We start from the raw sequence: 17,121 nt of genomic DNA on the forward strand, positions 1-17,121 counted from the left end.
TTTTTCTCCTCTGTTTTCCTAGACCTCGTTGTCTCGGTCATCGGTTTGGATACTTTTCTTCCCACCGGTCACTCCAGCAGGTTGTTTTTGTGAATGACTAATTTCGGAATTGGTCGTATCCGCAGATGCATGCGATGCCACCGACGTAGCTTGCTGCTTCTTGCGGAACAGCTTCGAAAGGGACAGTTGCTGGCGATTAGTATCGAGAAGAACACCAACGAGAATAATTACGCCAATGACAAGCGGCTGCCAATAAGAATCCACTCCAATAACGTTCATTCCATTGGAAACTTCTGCGATCAAAATGGCACCAAGGAACGCGCCGAGAAGGGTACCGACACCACCGAAAAGCGAAACGCCACCAACAACTGCCGAAGCGATTGAGTAGAACTGCTCAGTACCCGATCCGGCTGTCGGATATCCGACCATAAGGCGCGACGTAACAATGATTCCCCCGAACCCAGAACAAATACCGGAGATTACGTACACCAGAATAATGATCTTTCCATTATTAACACCGGCAAGACGGGCCGTTTCTTTGTTGCCGCCAACCGCGTAAATATGGAGACCCGTTTTTGTCCTGTGCAAGAACCAAGCGAGAATAACCGCAGCAATAAGCACTAAAACCACCGGAATAGGGATGCCGAAAATACTCCCTCGGCCGAAGAATGCGAACATTGGATCAGCGACAGTTACTGACCGGGCTTGCGTCAGGATCTTCGGAATTGAAGCGGAAATACCAAAGGTCGCAAACGTGACGATGAATGCTGGCATTTTCCCAAAATGAATAAAAACGCCGTTGAACACGCCAACGAGAGCTCCAGTCACAATGGCCAGCAATGCGGCAAGCCACCAGGGGAGACCTCCCTGCATAGCCAGCGCTGCAATCATTCCAGTCAACGCGATATTGGACCCTACAGAAAGGTCAATACCACCAGTTAGGAGAACGAATGTCTGCCCCATCGCAAGGAAAAGCACGACCGTCCCATTGAGCAGGAGAACCTGCATGTTATTCATCGTGAGGAATGCTGGAGAGAGCAGCGCCATAATGGCACCCACTATCAGCACAACACCAAAGATTCCCGCCTCCTGCGGTACGCGGAATTTTTTCATTACATGCTCCTTTGCATGACTTCGCTTTTACAGATCGAGAGACCGGATGCCTACTGCCAAAACTTTCCCGGATCTATTGAAGATAGACAGTCATCTGACCGTTGCAAGATATTTTTCTGCAACCTCCTCAAATCTCTCGATAATAAAAGAGTCGTGTTTCGCTTGGTACTGAGACCGGAGACGTGGAGTCCATGCCGGAGGATCGTCTCCTCCCATATAAGTCCATGCCGCCTGTCGTGCTGCGCCATCGGCTGAGTAAGCTGAATACTCAGGAACACTCACAGGTAAACCGAGCACTGATGCGGCTATCCGGCGCATAGCTGGCGTACGCGACGCCCCACCTACCAGTGTTATACCGGTAACCTCCACACCAAGCCGTCGAAATGCGGAAAGACCTCGAGCTACACTCGCTACGATTCCTTCATATGCCGCACGCGCGAGATTCGGCGCCGTGAGGTTTCGCGATGACACTCCCAAAACCGCTCCCATTCCTTCCGGAAGCCGCGGATTTCGCTCTCCTGCGAAATATGGAATCACCACAAGGCCTTCCGCCCCAGGCGCGGCATTAAGTGCGGCACGTGAGAGTTCCTCTAGCGTCATTCCAAGTAGAAGTGCAACATCATCGAGAACACGGCTCGCATTAAGCATTCCGACTAAAGGAAGATAACGTCCAGTCGCATCCGCAAAACCAGTAACCTGACCAGTCCTGTCCTTAATCGGACTGTCCGAAACCAAGGAAGTAACACCAGAAGTTCCGATAGAAACACACACCTCACCGGGAGGTAAATCCAGCCCCAGCGCCGTGGCTGCGTTGTCAGCGCATCCGGGACCCAAAACGATTGCCTCGCCTTTAGATTTCAGTTCTCCTACAGATTCTGCTTTTCCAACAACACGTGGCAAAACGAGTCTCTTAGATAATTCACTTCTTGCCGCCAAGTCAATTAGGTCGTTGCGGTACTCGTTCTTTTCCGCGCAGTAGTAACCGGTACCCGAAGCCTCCGAGCGGTCTGTAACGAGTTCCCGAATATCCCGCTTTTTCTCTAGGCCGTCTCGGGAGCCATCAGCACCCATAAGTTGCCACGTGAGCCAATCATGAGGCAAGGCAATGGCACATAACTGTTTGAATAGCTGAGGCTCATGATCAACGAACCACCTCAGCTTCGAAACTGTCAACGACGAAACTGGCACGCTTCCGACGCTGTCAGCCCACAGCTTACGTCCCTCAGAAACATCACCTCGGCCTAATTCTCGAATCAGATCTTCGGCATCTTCCTTGGAGCGATTATCGTTCCAAAGAATCGCTTGACGCAGGACATTCCCGTCAGCACCTAGACCAACGAAACCATGCTGTTGTCCGGCAACAGACATCGCCACTACATCATCTAATCCACCAGCAAGTTCGACCGCTGAACGATACGCCTCCATCCATGTCCGCGGATTGGTCTCTGTCTTAGTGCGGAAAGATGCAGTTGCGCCGCGAACCAGCTCACCCGTTTCCAGATCACGAATTACTACGTGGCAGGAACGTGTAGACAAGTCAATACCAGCGACATTGCTCTTTTTCATTGCACCTCCAACCCCAGCGTTAGATTTTGTTGCTGTTTGCAATATACCCGTCCAGTTGCATTAAATGCAACAATGCGCACGTCGGCACTTCTGTGTCACGCGCCACAAGCTCGGCTGATAGCGTCCTCTATCATTAAGTGGTGATCAACCCTTTCGGAACATCTACGGAGACTTGCTGTGCGAAAAGCTGCTGAGACCTCTCACGGTGCTGTCCGCAACCAAAATTTAGCTTCTTTAGCAAGCCGGATTATCTTCACCAATTCAGCCCCATCAAGGGCGGATCTAGCCCGCTCAACCGGATTGAATCGGTCCACTATTTCACGACTAGTTGACGAGCTTGTTAACCGTGATATCGTACGGGAAAACGAAGTTGAAGTCTCTGGCCCTGGCAGGCCCGGGGCACCCTTAACGCCAGCTCCAAGAACATACTGCGCCCTCGGGATCAATGTTTCCGCTGAAGCGGTAGAGGCATCTCTAATAGATCTGACGGGAAACGTGCTGATCGAACGACTAATTGACATGCCCCCAGACTCAACCTCTCAAACCCTCGATGATATTGCCGCAATTCTGCGATCCGTATCAACGCAATGCAACGTTGCCGGACTCTCGCTCAAGGAAGTTGTAATCACGTTTCCTGGAATCGTAGATCCAGCCACCTCCACCGTAGTAAATTCCACCCCCCTTGGTTGGATAAACGTCGAATTATCTCGAATTGTCGAGGGAATAATTGATTGCAATATCGTCATTTCCAATTCCACAACAGCGGGAGCGAGCGCAGAAACGGTCTATCTTCACCGTAATGACGAACAGCTTGATAATTTTCTTTACGTCAACCTCGATTCAGGCATCGGCGCCGTACATATATTGGACGGAGCACTTTCACCCGATAGCACCGGCTGGAGTGGGTCTTTAGGTCACATCTACGTTTCGGATCAAGCACGCATTTGCACCTGCGGACAAAACGGCTGTCTTGAGGCATTTGCTACCAGATCTGCAATTGTTGCAGCCAGCAACCTACCGACTGAAACAACGATTGGAACCCTTGTTTCCTTGCTTAAGCGAAACGAAATCCCTGTTACCAAAGTGGTCAAGGAAGTAGCTACCCTAATCGGCCGGGCAGCTGCTAGCGCAATTAATTTGATCCACTCCCCTACTTTGATTTTTGGCGGGCAACTCGCCGATATTTACGATTTCTTGCTCCCTAATATCCAAAAGGAAATTAGTTCCCGCGTGATTTGGAGTGGTCAGGCTCCTTTGGATATTCGGGCTACCCTCGCTCGGGGAGCACCTCTTTCCCGCGGCGCTGCCTGGTTAGCAATCGCCAATTTCTTAGGAAGGCCCGAAACCTGGGATAGGGAGCACACGGACCACGACAATCCGGTAGATGCCTCTTCACTGCCGGAAATCCAGTTAAAGATCGACACATAATCCATTTACTGAGTACGCGCCAAGGCCCGCCTACCAGGCCTTGGCGCGTACCCTGGAGAACGTGGGAAGCTAAAGGAGGCGCCCGCAGCTGCGGCGTCGTCGTACCCGGTAGTACAAGGAAGAAGGACCATGATCGTCACCACTGAACGCGAGTGCGCGGGCCGGACCGTTACGCTGCGCGCGGCCACCCGCGGCGCCATCCTGCTCAGCTATCGCCTGGGCGATACCGAGGTTATCGACGGCTACCGCAACCCCGCTGAGCTGCGCGAACTCAACGGTTTCCGCAGCGCCGTGCTGGTGCCGTGGTCCAATCGCATCCGCGCGGGGCGCTACCCCGCCGCGCTCTATCACGGCGACGACGCCGCCGTGCGTGCTCGCCTCCACGCCGAGGTTCCAGTAAACGGCGTTCACAGTGTGCCGGAGCCGCTTCCCGATACGGAACCGGGACTGCACGGCCTGGTCACTACCCGGGAATTCGAGGTTATTCGCGCGGGCGACGGCGTTCTTGAGTTCGCCACCCGCGTGGATGCGAACAGTGTTTACCCCTTCGACCTCGCCGTAAACATTGTTTACAGCATTGGGGAGGATGGTTCCTTGCACGTGCGTCTGCGTGCCGAGAACCTCAGCGAGGCCGCCGCGCCGGTGGCACTTGGCTGGCATCCGTATTTCCGGCTCGCCGGCCCGCTGGGGGATGCGCGCCTGAGCCTGGACTGCGGCGCGCGTATCGACACCGATGCCGCGCTTATTCCGTACGACGGCGCCGGCGCTTTCGCGCCGTGCGAGCCGCTCGCGGACTCCCCCATTGACCCGGCCACGGATTGGGCCTACGCGCGGCTTGCCGATAGCGCCGGCCCGGACGCAGGTGCGGCCGGGGCTGGCGGTGATGTGGTCGGTTCGACCGGCAGTGCGAACGCAAGTAGTGACGCCGGGGCTGGCTGGAATGTGGCGCGCCTGCGCACCGGAAACCGCGAGGTGGCTCTGTGGGCGCGGCTGGGTGACTGGCCGTCGAAGAATTTCCATATTTTTGCTGGCTCCGGGCTGGCGCGCGATGCCGGGCAGGCAGTAGCTATGGAGCCGTGCCAGGCACTCCCCAATGCCTTCAACCGGGCCGAAGGCCGCGAAATGCTGCTGGAGCCGGGCGCTAGCCGAGAGCTCGAAGCGCGGGTTGTGGTGACGGAGGCTGCTGGCGCGTAAGTGGCAACGCTACGCAGGTGAGCCTAGCCGGAGAGCCGTTCAGGCGTGGCTTGCGTAGGTGTTGCGGTGTGCGTGGCGGAAAGCTGTGGATGACGCGCCGATGCGGGCCTGCCTGTGGATAAACGCTGGGCGGGGGCGACGCGGCTGTTAACGTGGCGCCATGAACGTACTTATGACCGGGCGCCGCGCCGGAATTCTTGCCATCCTCTGTTTCCTTCTCAGCGCATGTGGAGCTGGGGCAGGTGCGCCTCCCCCAGCGCTCTCGCCTGGCGGTGCTTCCAGCCCGCCGGCCGCTAGCTCCGCTTCGTCTGTCGCCAGTTCCGGTTCCACTGTCACCAGCTCTGACTCTTCCGCGCCCGCAGGGTCCCCATCCGCTCCACCCACCTGGCCGGTGCAGATTCCGGTTCCTGCCCCGCCCGCTCAGATGGCCGAAGATTCTGTGGAGGGAGCCATCGCGGCCGGGCAGTATCTTTTCACCCTCCTCGATTACGCCACGATCACCGGCGATATCACGCCTCTCACCCCGCTCGCCGGGGAGCAATGCGATTGGTGCCAACACCAGATCGCGAAACGTGAAGAAACGGATTTCCGGCCCCGGCAGGCAACCGTTTTTAGTTTTAGTGATGCGCGGGGGCGCTGGAATGATCCGATAGCCGCCTATACCGTGCAGTTCTCCGTCTCCCATCCGCCTAATCCGGTGGTGAACCGCAAGGGCGCCGAAAAGACAGATCGCGCCGAAGAATTCTTCGTGACCATGCGAATTTTCCGCTCGGGTGATAACTGGATCGTGGATGCGGTGGGCATGAACGATGACATTTTGGACGGAGGCGTGTGATGAGAAGCTATACCAGCCCCAGGTTTAAGCCGCGCTGGTTCCTGAGGGGACTGATCATAGGCATGGCCGCGGTGGTATTTCTTGGTTCGTGCACGGTGAGCGCTCCGGCCCTCGCCCGTGAATATGAGGATGGTGAGGAACGGATCTATACCGCCCGCACCGATGCCGGTGGAGTGACAGTGGAAGCTCAGGGTAGTTACACCCGGCGTGCGCCCGCTGGGGCGGGCGGTACGCCATCCGGCTCGGGTGGCACGGATAGCTCAAGCGCGGGCGGCGGCACCGGCGCGAATTCTGGATATTCCGGCTCCGGGTTGGAAAGCGGCGCCGCTACAGCACGTGGCTCAGGTGCCGGTACGGCCACCGGGCCCTACGGGCTGCCGTGGTCTCGGCGCGCGCTGATTGCCGCGGTTCGGGATACTTCCCTGCCGGGGCATGTGCGCGGGGCGGCCGGGATTCTCAGTTGGATACTGGCGAACGGCACTCCCCCGACTGACCCGCAAACCGGTGATGCTCCGACCGCCGCGCAGCTGGAGACGATCATTCACACTGAGAGTATCCGGATTGCGGCGGCGAATGCTGAGGCGTGGATGGAACCGGCGCGCGGTTGGGTGGCGATCAACTACCCGGTCCGTCTGCATTATTCCGCGCCGGCACAGCGGCACACGGTGACTTTGCTCGGTACGGAGGTGGTTATTGATCTGGTTCCCGTGCGGGCCACGTGGGAGGTGCCGGATGCAGAAATCACCGGTGGCACGGGGAGCACAACTACAAGGAACGCTGGGAACGCCACGTCCAGAGGCTCGCTCCCCGCTCACTCAGCACAGACCGTCCCGGCCCGCCAGCCCTTCACGGAAGTTATCTACCGCCAGGCCAATGAGGAAGTGAGTGCCACGCTGGTCGTGGAGTGGGAGGCTCGGTACAGCATTGCCGGGCAGAGCCGCACGGTGCCGGAGCTCCTCACCACCCGATCCGAAACCTCCCCGGTGATAACGCGAGAGCTCGAAGCCCACCTTATCGGTTAGCTTCGAGCTCTCGATATCAGCTATTCCTAGCCCGCGGCCCTAGCCGGCCGCTTAGCCCCGGCCCTAGTTCGCCGCGGCCAGGCCGCCTCCGGAAGTCGGCGCACCAGCTCCGGCGACCGGCCCACCGCTGGGCCGGGTATTCACCCCGGAAGCCAGACCTTCCATCTGGGCCGGTTCGTGCGCTTCGATCACGCCGTCCGGTAGCGGCTGGTCAGGCGACTGGCCGGTGAAAGTGAAAGACATCGGAATATTGTCCTTATCCACATCCACCACGATGATGTCCCCCTTGGAGAATTCGCCGTAAAGCAGCTTCTCGGAAAGCACATCTTCCACATCGCGCTGGATGGCGCGGCGCAGCGGGCGAGCCCCGAGCACCGGATCATAACCGCGGTCAGCCAGCAGTTCCTTCGCATCCTTCGTCAGGGCGATGGACAGGTTCTGGTCCCGCAAGCGCTTATCCAGCTTGCCGATCATAAGATCCACAATCTGCAAAATCTCCGGGCGGCCCAACTGCGGGAAGACGATAATGTCATCCACGCGGTTGAGGAATTCGGGCCGGAAGTTGTTCTTGAGTTCTTCCGCCACCTTGACCTTCATGCGCTCGTAGGAGGAAGTGGTATCGGCGTCGAACTGGAAACCGGTCTGCACGCCCTTCGCGATATCCTTCGTACCCAAATTAGTGGTCATGATGATGATGGTGTTCTTGAAGTCCACCACCCGGCCTTGCGCGTCCGTGAGGCGCCCTTCTTCCAGGATCTGGAGGAGGGAATTGAAGAGGTCCGCGTGGGCCTTCTCAATTTCGTCGAACAACACCACGGAGAAGGGCTTGCGCCGCACCTTCTCGGTGAGCTGGCCGCCTTCTTCATAACCCACGTATCCCGGAGGGGCACCGAAGAGCCGCGAAACGGTGTGCTTTTCCGAATACTCGGACATATCCAAGGTGATGAGCGCGGATTCATCCCCGAACAGGAATTCCGCGAGCGCCTTGGCGAGCTCGGTTTTACCCACACCGGTAGGCCCGGCGAAAATGAAGGAACCACCCGGGCGGTTGGGGTCTTTCAGGCCCGCGCGGGTACGGCGAATCGCCTGGGAAAGCGCGGTTACGGCTTCATGCTGGCCGATCACCCGCTTATGCAGCTCATCTTCCATGCGCAGCAGCTTCGCGGATTCTGCTTCGGTGAGCTTGAAGACCGGGATGCCGGTGGACATGGAGAGCACTTCAGTGATGAGATCTTCATCCACCACCGAAACGACGTCCATATCCCCGTCCTTCCAGGCTTGCTCGCGGGCATCGCGTTCTTCGCCGAGCTTTTGCTCTTCGTCACGCAGGCCGGCGGCCTTTTCGAAGTCCTGGGCGTCAATGGCTGCTTCCTTGGCGCGGCGCGTGGAGGCGATCTTATCGTCCAGTTCGCGCAGTTCCGGCGGTGCGGTCATCTTGCGGATAGCCAGGCGCGCCCCCGCTTCGTCGATGAGGTCAATGGCCTTATCGGGAAGGAAGCGGTCGTTAATATACCGATCCGCCAGGGTGGCGGCTGCCTCCAGTGCGTCGTCGGTAATAGTCACGCGATGGTAGGACTCGTACCGGTCCCGCAAGCCACGCAAAATATCAATCGTTTGTTCCACAGTGGGCTGCTCCACCTGGATGGGCTGGAAACGCCGTTCCAGCGCGGCATCCTTTTCAATGTACTTACGGTACTCATCGAGGGTGGTTGCCCCGATGACCTGGAGTTCCCCGCGGGCCAGCATCGGCTTGAGCAGCGAGGCAGCATCCAGGGCGCCTTCCGCGGCGCCCGCGCCCACCAGGGTGTGGATTTCGTCGATGAAAAGAATGATGTCCCCGCGGGTATTGACTTCCTTGAGGATTTTCTTCATGCGTTCCTCGAAGTCACCGCGGTAGCGCGAGCCGGCCACCAGGGAACCCATATCGAGGGAATACAGCTGCTTATCCTTGAGGGTTTCCGGAACGTTACCGGCGGCGATGGACTGGGCCAGGCCTTCCACCACCGCGGTTTTACCCACGCCGGGTTCACCAATCAGCACCGGGTTGTTCTTGGTGCGCCGCGAGAGCACCTGCATGACCCGCTCGGTTTCGGTATGCCGGCCGATCACGGGATCAAGCTTGTGGTCACGCGCGGCGGCGGTGAGGTTACGCCCGTACTGATCGAGGACCGTGGAACCGGCCTTCGTGCCTTCGCGCGGGCCGCCGCCCACCCCCACGGCTTCCTTCCCTTGGAAACCGGAAATGAGCTGGCTGACCTGGTTGCGCACGGTGGGCATATCCGCGCCGAGCTTGACGAGGACCTGGGCGGCCACGCCGTCCGCTTCACGGGTGAGCCCGAGGAGGAGATGTTCGGTCCCGATATAGGAGTGGCCCATTTGCAGCCCCTCGCGCATCGCGAACTCAATAACCTTCTTGGCGCGCGGCGTGAAGGGAATATGACCCGAGGGCGGCTCCTGGCCTTCGCCGATAATGTCGATGACCTGCGTCCGCACGGACTCAAGCGTCACCCCCAGGGCTTCCAACGCCTTCGCGGCCACCCCTTCGCCCTCGCGAATGAGGCCGAGCAAGATATGTTCGGTCCCCAGGTAGTTGTGCTTGAGGTTCCGTGCTTCTTCCTGCGCGAGCACGATGACCCGCCGAGCGCGGTCGGTGAACCTTTCGAACATAACTCTCCTTGCACTTGCAATCTTCTAAAAGAGTAACGGCCCTCAGCCCAGGAGCCGTCCCCTGTTCGCCAGTGGCATGAGTGTGTGGCTCACATTTTGCTGAGGGAAAAAGCCGAATTCGCGCGGAAAGTGCTGTTATCGATAAGATTTCTGAGCTTATTTCACTATCGCCGGGCCTTTGGGCCCACGTTAGCGGGGTGCCGCGGGCGCTGCGGAGGCGCACGGACCGCGAGCACCAGCGGCGCGCCGCGGCGGGCTAACGCGCCACTTTAGGCGCCCGCTGATTCCACCTCAACGAGGAGGGTGAAGGGGCCATCATTGACGAGTTCCACATCCATCATCGCCCCGAACTGCCCGGTAGCAACCTCCAGCCCGTACTTCTCCCGTAATTCGCGCACGACCGCTTCGTAGAGCGGATCGGCAACTTCCCCGGGCGCGGCCTTGGACCACGAGGGCTTGCGGCCCTTGCGCACATCCGCGTACAGGGTGAATTGCGAAACGAGCAGCACGGGCGCCTGCGCTTCTTCCGCGCTGCGCCGACTATTCGGATCATCGGTGCCGTCCGCGGCGCGCAGCACTTTCAGCTGCGCGATTTTCCGCGCGACTTTTTCCACTTCCGCCGCGCCATCCCCGTGAGTCACGCCCAGGAGCACGCACAGCCCAGTGCCGATCTGCGAAATCACGGCGCCGTCCACCGTGACGGACGCGCGCTTGACGCGCTGAATAACTGCTCGCATTCTTCCTCCTTCGTGGTGTTATTAGTACGACGACGCAGCTAGGCCCTGCGCCTACCAACCTTTACCAGGACCCGCCCCCGCGCCCGCGCGAACCGCGCCGCGGCCCCATCCGCTGTTCTTCGGGACCCAAGTAGTAGAGCGCCCCGTAGGCCGCCCCGAGCATGAGGAAAGGCTGGAAAGGTAGGCGAATGGGCGTGAAAAGCACGATCCCGGTGACCAGGGCGCAGCCGAGCAGCACCCCGCTCCAGAACTTTTTATCTTTGCGGGCATAGCGAAAATCCGCATCCGGCCGGCGCAGGCAGGCCACCAGCGCCCACACCATAAACGCGAGAATCGCCAGCTGAATCACAAAAAATATCCCGTTGCAGATATCCGTGACGAGCCGCAAGGTTGTTAGGTTCATGATTCTCCGTCCTCGTGCTAAGCGTGGTGCTCGCCCTCATTCTAATCACGGCCTACGACACTTTTTTCGCCGCTTTCACGAATGGTCACCGCCACGGGCACGTGCGCAGGTAAAGGAATAGGTTCGACGCCGCAGCGGAATTCCGCTACCCGCACCGCCCCCAGCGCCGTTGGTTCCCTGATCAAGGCGAGGGCAAGGGGGCCCTCTTCCCAATGCCGCACCGTGGAGGTCACAAAGCCAACAACCGCCTCGTCGGATCGCTCCGCAAGTACCGGCGTGCCAGCCTCGGGCAGATCAGCTTCGTCCGGACCCTCCAAATACAGGCAGGCTAGGCTCCTCTCAGCTCCCCGACGTTCGCTGGCAGTCCCAGCAGCACCGCATTCGGTCGAGATTTCGCCCCTCTCCACGATCCCACCATGAGTCACAACCGCAGGTCCGTATATATCGGCAAGGCGTGCCCGGGCGCGCGCCGCCCGGAAGGGATCCGGGCGGCGCGCGGCGACCCGGTAGGCGGTCCAGGCGAATAAACCTACCGGACTCATGCCGGCGGCCTGCCCGGCCCGGGCCAGCACCTCAATATCCTCGACCAGGAGGATCACCCTATCGCTGCCCGGCCACCAGTCTTCCCAGGAAATGGCGGATAGCCCCGCCTGGCCCTGCATGGCCGCACGGAGGCGCGCGGCTCCTTGCGTCGTCGTACCTATAGCGATGTAGTTGGCCGGGCACATACCACAATCAGGCCCGCCCGGCGGGCTCAAGAAAATATCCGCGCCGCTGCCCGGGCAGCGTAGTAGGGCACTGAGAATCCGGCCCGCGGCGTCGCATTCCAGCACTTCGCGCGCGTGAGGTGCGCCGTGCTCGCCGCGCAGCACCCGCCAATGCGAGAGATCCACGAAGCCGCGCCCGGCTTCCAGCTCGCGCTGTTCCACATAGGGATTGGTGTAGAAGGCAGCCACCCCGGCCGCTTCCCCCTCCCCGGGAACCGCGCCGGGCCAGCGCAGCAGCGGGCTGGGTATCACGATTCTGGCTGAGCTTCGGGCGTTGTGGGCTTCGGCTCCGCTTCCGGGCAATCGCTCAGACGCTGGANCACCGCCGCCGCGCACGCCTCACCGCCCGCGCCGCGCCGCCGCGCGCTTGCCCGATCTCACCGCGCTGTCATACACGTTTCGCCCCGTAATGAACTATCCTTGAGGAGAGTCGTTCATCGATTGTTCATGTCCCCGAAACGAGGAATTCACGTGGGGTTATTCTCTAAATTCTCGCGTTCCACGCGGGTTTTCGACCTAATTGGCGCCCAGGCGGCGCATCTTCCTATCGCCGCCGCGGGCCTCGCGCAGCTGATGACCGCACCGGTTCATGAGCGCGCGGAGTTGCAGCAGCAGTTGCATACCATCGAAAACAATGCAGATGAGTCAAATCACGCGCTCCTCAAAGTGGTAAATAGGTCTTTTGTCCTCCCTTTCGACAGGGAGGATCTTTATGCCCTGACCACCGCGGTTGATAATTGTGTGGACCTCATGGACGAGGTCGGGGAAAACGTGGCCTTTATGCGCCCCCTCACCCTCCCCGATAGCGTGCCCACGGTGGTGGATATTCTCAAGAGCTGCGCTCGGCTTTCCTCGGATATCCTCGCACATTTCAACCCCACCTCCCCGGATACCCGCGAATACTGGGTGGAAATTAACCAGCTGGAAAACAAGGGCGATTCCCTCTACCGTTCCACCCTCGCCGCGCTTTTTGAAAACGCCACCGACGCCATTGAATTGCTGCGGGTCAAACTGGTTGTGGACACCCTCGAGGACACCGTCGATGCTTTCGAGACGCTCGCCGCCGTGGTCGAGCGCATTGCCCTCAAGGAGTCCTGATTTTGTCCGAGTTGCTCTTTTTGGTGGGCACCGTCGTCGTCATTAGCCTCATTTTTGACTTCACTAACGGTTTTCACGACGCCGCAAATGCCATCGCCACCTCGGTAGCCACCCGCGCGTTAACCCCCGGGGTGGCCCTCGCGATGGCGGCCGTCATGAACTTCCTCGGCGCGATGCTCGGCACGAAAGTGGCCGAAACAATCGGCTCGGGCATTGTTGATATTACCGAGCTGAAAAAAATAACCGGCCTCACCCTGGTGCTCGGCGGGCTGGCCGGCGCGATTGGCTGGAATCTTATTACCTGGTGGCGCGGGCTGCCCTCGTCTTCTTCGCACGCGCTGATCGGCGGGCTGGCCGGGGCGGGTATCGCTTCGCTGGCCACCGTGCACTGGGCGGTTATTTTCGACCGCGTGGTGGTGCCGATGGTTGTTTCCCCCGCGGTTGGTTTCCTGCTCGCCTACCTCATTATGAAAGTGGTATTGCGCCTGCTCACCGAGGCGCCCTACCACACCACCATGCACCGTTTCCGCTACGCTCAGACGGTTTCCGCCGCGATGGTGGCCCTCGGGCACGGCCTCCAGGACGCCCAGAAAACCATGGGTGTGATCGTGCTGGCCCTCACCGCCGGCGGTTTCCACAATCTTGAAGACGGCATCCCCACCTGGGTGAAACTGGCCGCGGCCGCCGCGATTTCTTTGGGAACCGCGACCGGTGGCTTCCGCATTATGAAAACGCTCGGCTCAAAGATTATTGATTTGGATCCGGCCCGCGGTTTCGTTGCGGAAAGCGTGGCCGCGAGTGTTCTTTATACGACGGCGTTTGTGTGGGCCGCCCCGATTTCGACAACGCATACCATCACCTGCGCGATCATGGGGGTCGGGGCCACGAAGCGGCGTTCGGCGGTGCGCTGGTCCGTGGCCGGCAATATTGCCACCGCCTGGATCCTCACGATCCCGGCGGCCGGCGCCCTGGCAGCGGTGGCCACCTGGCTGCTGCGCCTGGTTCTTATCTAAGCCGATTACCCGCTACCCGCACGCTGCTTCGAAATGCGGCGGCGGGCCGGTGCGGCGTCGTCGTACTCATATAGCATCCACAACACAACTGTGCCGCGCGAGATGGTTCCCGCGCGGCACAGTTCGCAAGGTAAACAGCGGAGCTGTTAACCGGTTTAGCCGAAGCGCCCGGAGACGTAATCTTCGGTTTCCTTGTGGGTCGGGTTGGAGAAAATCTTCTCCGTCTGATCGAACTCCACGAGGTGGCCGGGCTTGCCGGTGCCGGCGATATTGAAGAAGCCGGTCATTTCGGAAACGCGCGCCGCCTGTTGCATATTGTGCGTCACGATCACGATCGTGTATTCCTCTTTGAGGCTGTTCATGAGGTCCTCAATCGCGAGGGTGGAGATCGGGTCGAGGGCCGAACACGGCTCGTCCATGAGGAGCACCTCGGGCTTGACCGCGATAGCGCGGGCGATGCACAGGCGCTGCTGCTGGCCGCCGGAAAGCGAGGAACCCGGCTTATCGAGGCGATCCTTCACTTCCTCCCAGAGGTTGGAGCCGCGCAGCGAGCGCTCCACGATTTCCTCCGCGTCGGACTTCTTGATCTTTTGCGAATTGAGCCGCATCCCCGCCAGCACATTGTCGCGAATCGACATGGTGGGGAACGGGTTCGCACGCTGGAAGACCATGCCCACGTGCTGGCGGACGGTCACCGGGTCCACCCCGGGGCCGTAAATATTATTGCCGTCGATGAAGACATCGCCGGTCACGTAGGCACCGTCGATCACTTCATGCATACGGTTGAGGGAACGCAGGAACGTGGATTTGCCGCACCCGGACGGGCCGATGAGCGCGGTCACCGAATTCGGTTTGATATCCACATTGACGTTCTCCACGGCGAGGAAATCACCGTAGTAAATGTTCTCGTTACGAACACTAATTCCCTGAGGCACTGTTTTTCCTTTCGGCTGCCGCGTTAGCGGCCCTTCGGGGCGAAGATATGAGCAATCAAGCGCGCCAGCAAGTTGAATACCAGCACGATAAACACCAAGACGAGCGCGCCGCCCCAGGCCAGGTCGAGGTTATTGGCCTTGAACTGCGAGTAGACGAACACCGGGAGCGTCATCATCGGGCCGTTGAACAAGGAGTAGTTGAACGTATCCGAGACGGAGGCGGTAATCATCAGCGGGGCCGATTCGCCGATCACGCGGGCGATGGCGATCACGCAACCGGAAACGATACCCGGCAGCGCGGTCCGCAGCACCACCTTGATGATAGTGCGGGACTTCGTCACGCCGAGCGCGTAGGAAGCTTCGCGCAATTCATTGGAGACGATGCGCAGCATTTCTTCGGTATTGCGAACCACGATCGGCGTCATAAGAACAACAAGGGCGACGGCGCCCATGATGCCATTGCGGAACCCGAGCGCGGGGGCGAGCACCGGGACAATCGCGGCGGCGAAGAGGCCGGCCACGATGGAGGGAATGCCCGTCATAATATCGACCAGGAAGGTCACCGAGCGCCCGAACCAGCCACCCCTGTTGTATTCCACCAGGTAGATGGCCGTCAGAATACCGAGCGGGATGGCGATGAGCGCCGTGATGCCGGTGATAATGAGCGTACCTACGATGGCGTGGCCGAGGCCAGGCTGAGCGCCGGGCAGGGACATGCCGAGGGTTGAGTTATTGAGGAACGAGTAGCTGAGGATCGGGAGGGCTTCCACGATCACGGTGTAGAGCAGCGAGAGCAGCGGGAGTACCGCGAGCACGAAAGCGCTGGTGATAAGCACGGTGGCCATGCGGTTGGCGCCGCGGCGCGGGCCTTCTACCGCGTATCCGACGATCCGGATCACGAGGAAGAAGACGAGCAAGCCCACCAGGACCGCGCCGAAAAGCGAGTCCGCTTTGAAGCCGAAGTGGAAGAGCAGCCAGGAGGCCAGCATGCACACCACGAGCACGGCCCAGTTGAAGAACTTGGGCAGGCGGCCGTATTCAGAGGCGAAGATCGGGGTGCCTTCGGTGACGGTGTCCGTGCTGCCGGCGCGGGCGTTTCCGCCGTTGCCGCCGGGTAGCGTGCCGCTACCGGGCAGCGCGTGCGCGCCGCCGTCGGGCTGGCTGGCGGGGGTCTGTGTTACGTCAGTACTCATTAGGCATTCGCTCCTGAGAATTCTGCGTACCGGGCCAGAACGCGCCGCGCCAACCAATTGACCACGAAGGTCAGGGCAAAGAGCATGAGGCCGATACCGATAAGGACCTGGCGCTGCAGACCGGGATGAGCTTCAGGGAAGTTCAGGGCGATCTGCGAGGCGATGGTGGAGTGCTGCCCCGGGGAGAAGAGGTTGAAGTTCACCTGCAGGCCGGCCGAGAGCACCATGAGCAGTGCCATCGTTTCGCCCAGGGCGCGCCCCAGGCCCAGCATGGCCGCGGAGACGATACCGGAACGGCCCACCGGGAGCACGGTCATCTTGATCATTTCCCAGCGGGTGGCGCCCAGGCCGAGGGCTGCTTCTTCCAGCAGCTTCGGGGTCTGGAGGAATACTTCGCGGCACAGCGAGGTGATAATCGGCAGGATCATAATGGCCAGCACCAGGCCGCCCATCATGATGTTTCGGGCCGGCGGCGTGAAGGCCACCAGGCTGGGCTGGAGGGGCCACCAATCGAATTGGGCCAGTCCGCCTTCTTCACCCATGAACGGAACGTGATCCACCCACCACTGGAGCGGCGGGGTGAGCACATTGGAGACCCATTCGAAAACGGGGCGCACAATCGGTTCGAGGGTGCGAATACCCCACAGGCCGAAGACCACGGAGGGGATGGCCGCGAGCAGGTCAATAATGTAGCCGAGGACGGAGGCGAAACGCCGGTGCGCGAAATGCGAGATGAACAGCGCAATCGCTACCGCGAAGGGTACGGCAAGGGCCAGGGCCAGGAGTGCGGAGAGCACGGTCCCGAAGAGCGCTGCCCCGGCGTACTGCCAGAAGCCCATGCCCTTCGTGAAATCTGCTGTCCCGGAGATTTCTTCCTTACCGGCAATGAATGCCGGATATGACTCGAGGAGCAGGAAGATGAAAACGGCGCCCAGGATGAGGATGATGAATGCTCCAGCTCCGATGGCTAGACCGTTGAAGGTAGTGTCTGCAACGCGGCGACGCGCGCGTTTGGTCGGGCGGGCCGGCACTGCAGTCTGACCCACCTCCGGGGAGGTTTCCTGAGCGGTACGCTCAAGAACCTCCCCGGCTGCGTTATCTCGTTCAGTCATATCGACTTTCAGATAGGGGTATTCGGTTGTCTAACCGC

15 protein-coding genes are annotated in these 17,121 nt (G+C 60.0%); 6 read left to right on the forward strand and 9 right to left on the reverse strand.

Annotation, left to right across the window (positions count from 1 at the left end):
* Window positions 1–18: 18 nt before the first annotated feature.
* Window positions 19–1,113: an ABC transporter permease gene (locus CZ322_RS00315; RefSeq protein ID WP_087069745.1), complete on the reverse strand. Its 1,095-nt coding sequence runs from the start codon at window positions 1,111–1,113 to the stop codon at window positions 19–21.
* A 90-nt stretch (window positions 1,114–1,203) separates the two neighbouring features.
* Window positions 1,204–2,679, reverse strand: coding sequence for a xylulokinase (locus CZ322_RS00320; RefSeq protein ID WP_087069746.1), 1,476 nt, complete (start codon window positions 2,677–2,679; stop codon window positions 1,204–1,206).
* Window positions 2,680–2,856: 177 nt separating this feature from the next.
* On the opposite strand from CZ322_RS00320, the gene CZ322_RS00325 reads away from it, so the two are divergent.
* The 4 genes from CZ322_RS00325 to CZ322_RS00340 all read left to right on the forward strand — a co-directional run bounded on the left by CZ322_RS00325 (window position 2,857) and on the right by CZ322_RS00340 (window position 7,158).
* On the forward strand, window positions 2,857–4,107 hold the full coding sequence (locus CZ322_RS00325) for an ROK family transcriptional regulator (RefSeq protein ID WP_087069747.1): 1,251 nt from the start codon (window positions 2,857–2,859) through the stop codon (window positions 4,105–4,107).
* Window positions 4,108–4,236: 129 nt separating this feature from the next.
* Window positions 4,237–5,301, forward strand: coding sequence for an aldose 1-epimerase (locus tag CZ322_RS00330; protein ID WP_087069748.1), 1,065 nt, complete (start codon window positions 4,237–4,239; stop codon window positions 5,299–5,301).
* A gap of 172 nt (window positions 5,302–5,473) precedes the next feature.
* Window positions 5,474–6,136 carry a DUF6318 family protein gene (locus CZ322_RS10295; protein ID WP_268760146.1) on the forward strand — a complete coding sequence of 221 codons (663 nt, stop codon included), beginning with the start codon at window positions 5,474–5,476 and terminating at the stop codon, window positions 6,134–6,136.
* Window positions 6,137–6,198: 62 nt separating this feature from the next.
* Window positions 6,199–7,158, forward strand: a complete 960-nt coding sequence (locus CZ322_RS00340) for a hypothetical protein (RefSeq protein WP_087069750.1) — start codon at window positions 6,199–6,201, stop codon at window positions 7,156–7,158.
* A gap of 63 nt (window positions 7,159–7,221) precedes the next feature.
* On the opposite strand, the gene CZ322_RS00345 is transcribed toward CZ322_RS00340, so the two are convergent.
* From CZ322_RS00345 to CZ322_RS00360, 4 genes are all read right to left on the reverse strand, one after another.
* Entirely contained in the window at window positions 7,222–9,825 is a 2,604-nt protein-coding gene (locus CZ322_RS00345; protein ID WP_087069751.1) for an ATP-dependent Clp protease ATP-binding subunit, read from the reverse strand.
* A 269-nt stretch (window positions 9,826–10,094) separates the two neighbouring features.
* Entirely contained in the window at window positions 10,095–10,562 is a 468-nt protein-coding gene (dtd, locus tag CZ322_RS00350; RefSeq protein ID WP_026428735.1) for a D-aminoacyl-tRNA deacylase, read from the reverse strand.
* Window positions 10,563–10,623: 61 nt separating this feature from the next.
* Complete coding sequence (locus CZ322_RS00355) at window positions 10,624–10,965, reverse strand: DUF2516 family protein (protein ID WP_051278341.1); 342 nt, start codon at window positions 10,963–10,965, stop codon at window positions 10,624–10,626.
* 41 nt (window positions 10,966–11,006) lie between these two features.
* On the reverse strand, window positions 11,007–11,984 hold the full coding sequence (locus CZ322_RS00360; protein ID WP_087069752.1) for a hypothetical protein: 978 nt from the start codon (window positions 11,982–11,984) through the stop codon (window positions 11,007–11,009).
* 219 nt (window positions 11,985–12,203) lie between these two features.
* On the opposite strand from CZ322_RS00360, the gene CZ322_RS00365 reads away from it, so the two are divergent.
* Window positions 12,204–12,830: a DUF47 domain-containing protein gene (locus CZ322_RS00365; protein WP_026428733.1), complete on the forward strand. Its 627-nt coding sequence runs from the start codon at window positions 12,204–12,206 to the stop codon at window positions 12,828–12,830.
* Between the two features lie 2 nt (window positions 12,831–12,832).
* Window positions 12,833–13,843 carry an inorganic phosphate transporter gene (locus tag CZ322_RS00370; RefSeq protein WP_087069753.1) on the forward strand — a complete coding sequence of 337 codons (1,011 nt, stop codon included), beginning with the start codon at window positions 12,833–12,835 and terminating at the stop codon, window positions 13,841–13,843.
* Window positions 13,844–13,998: 155 nt separating this feature from the next.
* Here the strand turns inward: CZ322_RS00370 and pstB are convergent, their stop codons facing one another.
* The 3 genes from pstB to pstC are packed head-to-tail and all read right to left on the reverse strand — an operon-like array spanning window position 13,999 to window position 17,083.
* A complete protein-coding gene (gene pstB, locus CZ322_RS00375; protein ID WP_026428731.1) occupies window positions 13,999–14,778 on the reverse strand; it encodes a phosphate ABC transporter ATP-binding protein PstB in 780 nt (259 codons plus the stop codon).
* Window positions 14,779–14,801: 23 nt separating this feature from the next.
* Entirely contained in the window at window positions 14,802–15,971 is a 1,170-nt protein-coding gene (gene pstA, locus CZ322_RS00380) for a phosphate ABC transporter permease PstA (protein WP_087069754.1), read from the reverse strand.
* Window positions 15,971–17,083: a phosphate ABC transporter permease subunit PstC gene (gene pstC, locus CZ322_RS00385; RefSeq protein WP_180948672.1), complete on the reverse strand. Its 1,113-nt coding sequence runs from the start codon at window positions 17,081–17,083 to the stop codon at window positions 15,971–15,973. Before pstC ends, pstA begins: the two co-directional genes overlap by 1 nt.
* Between the last annotated feature and the right edge of the window lie 38 nt (window positions 17,084–17,121).

The sequence above is a fragment of the Actinotignum timonense genome, assembly GCF_900155575.1.
Classification (GTDB): domain Bacteria; phylum Actinomycetota; class Actinomycetes; order Actinomycetales; family Actinomycetaceae; genus Actinotignum; species Actinotignum timonense.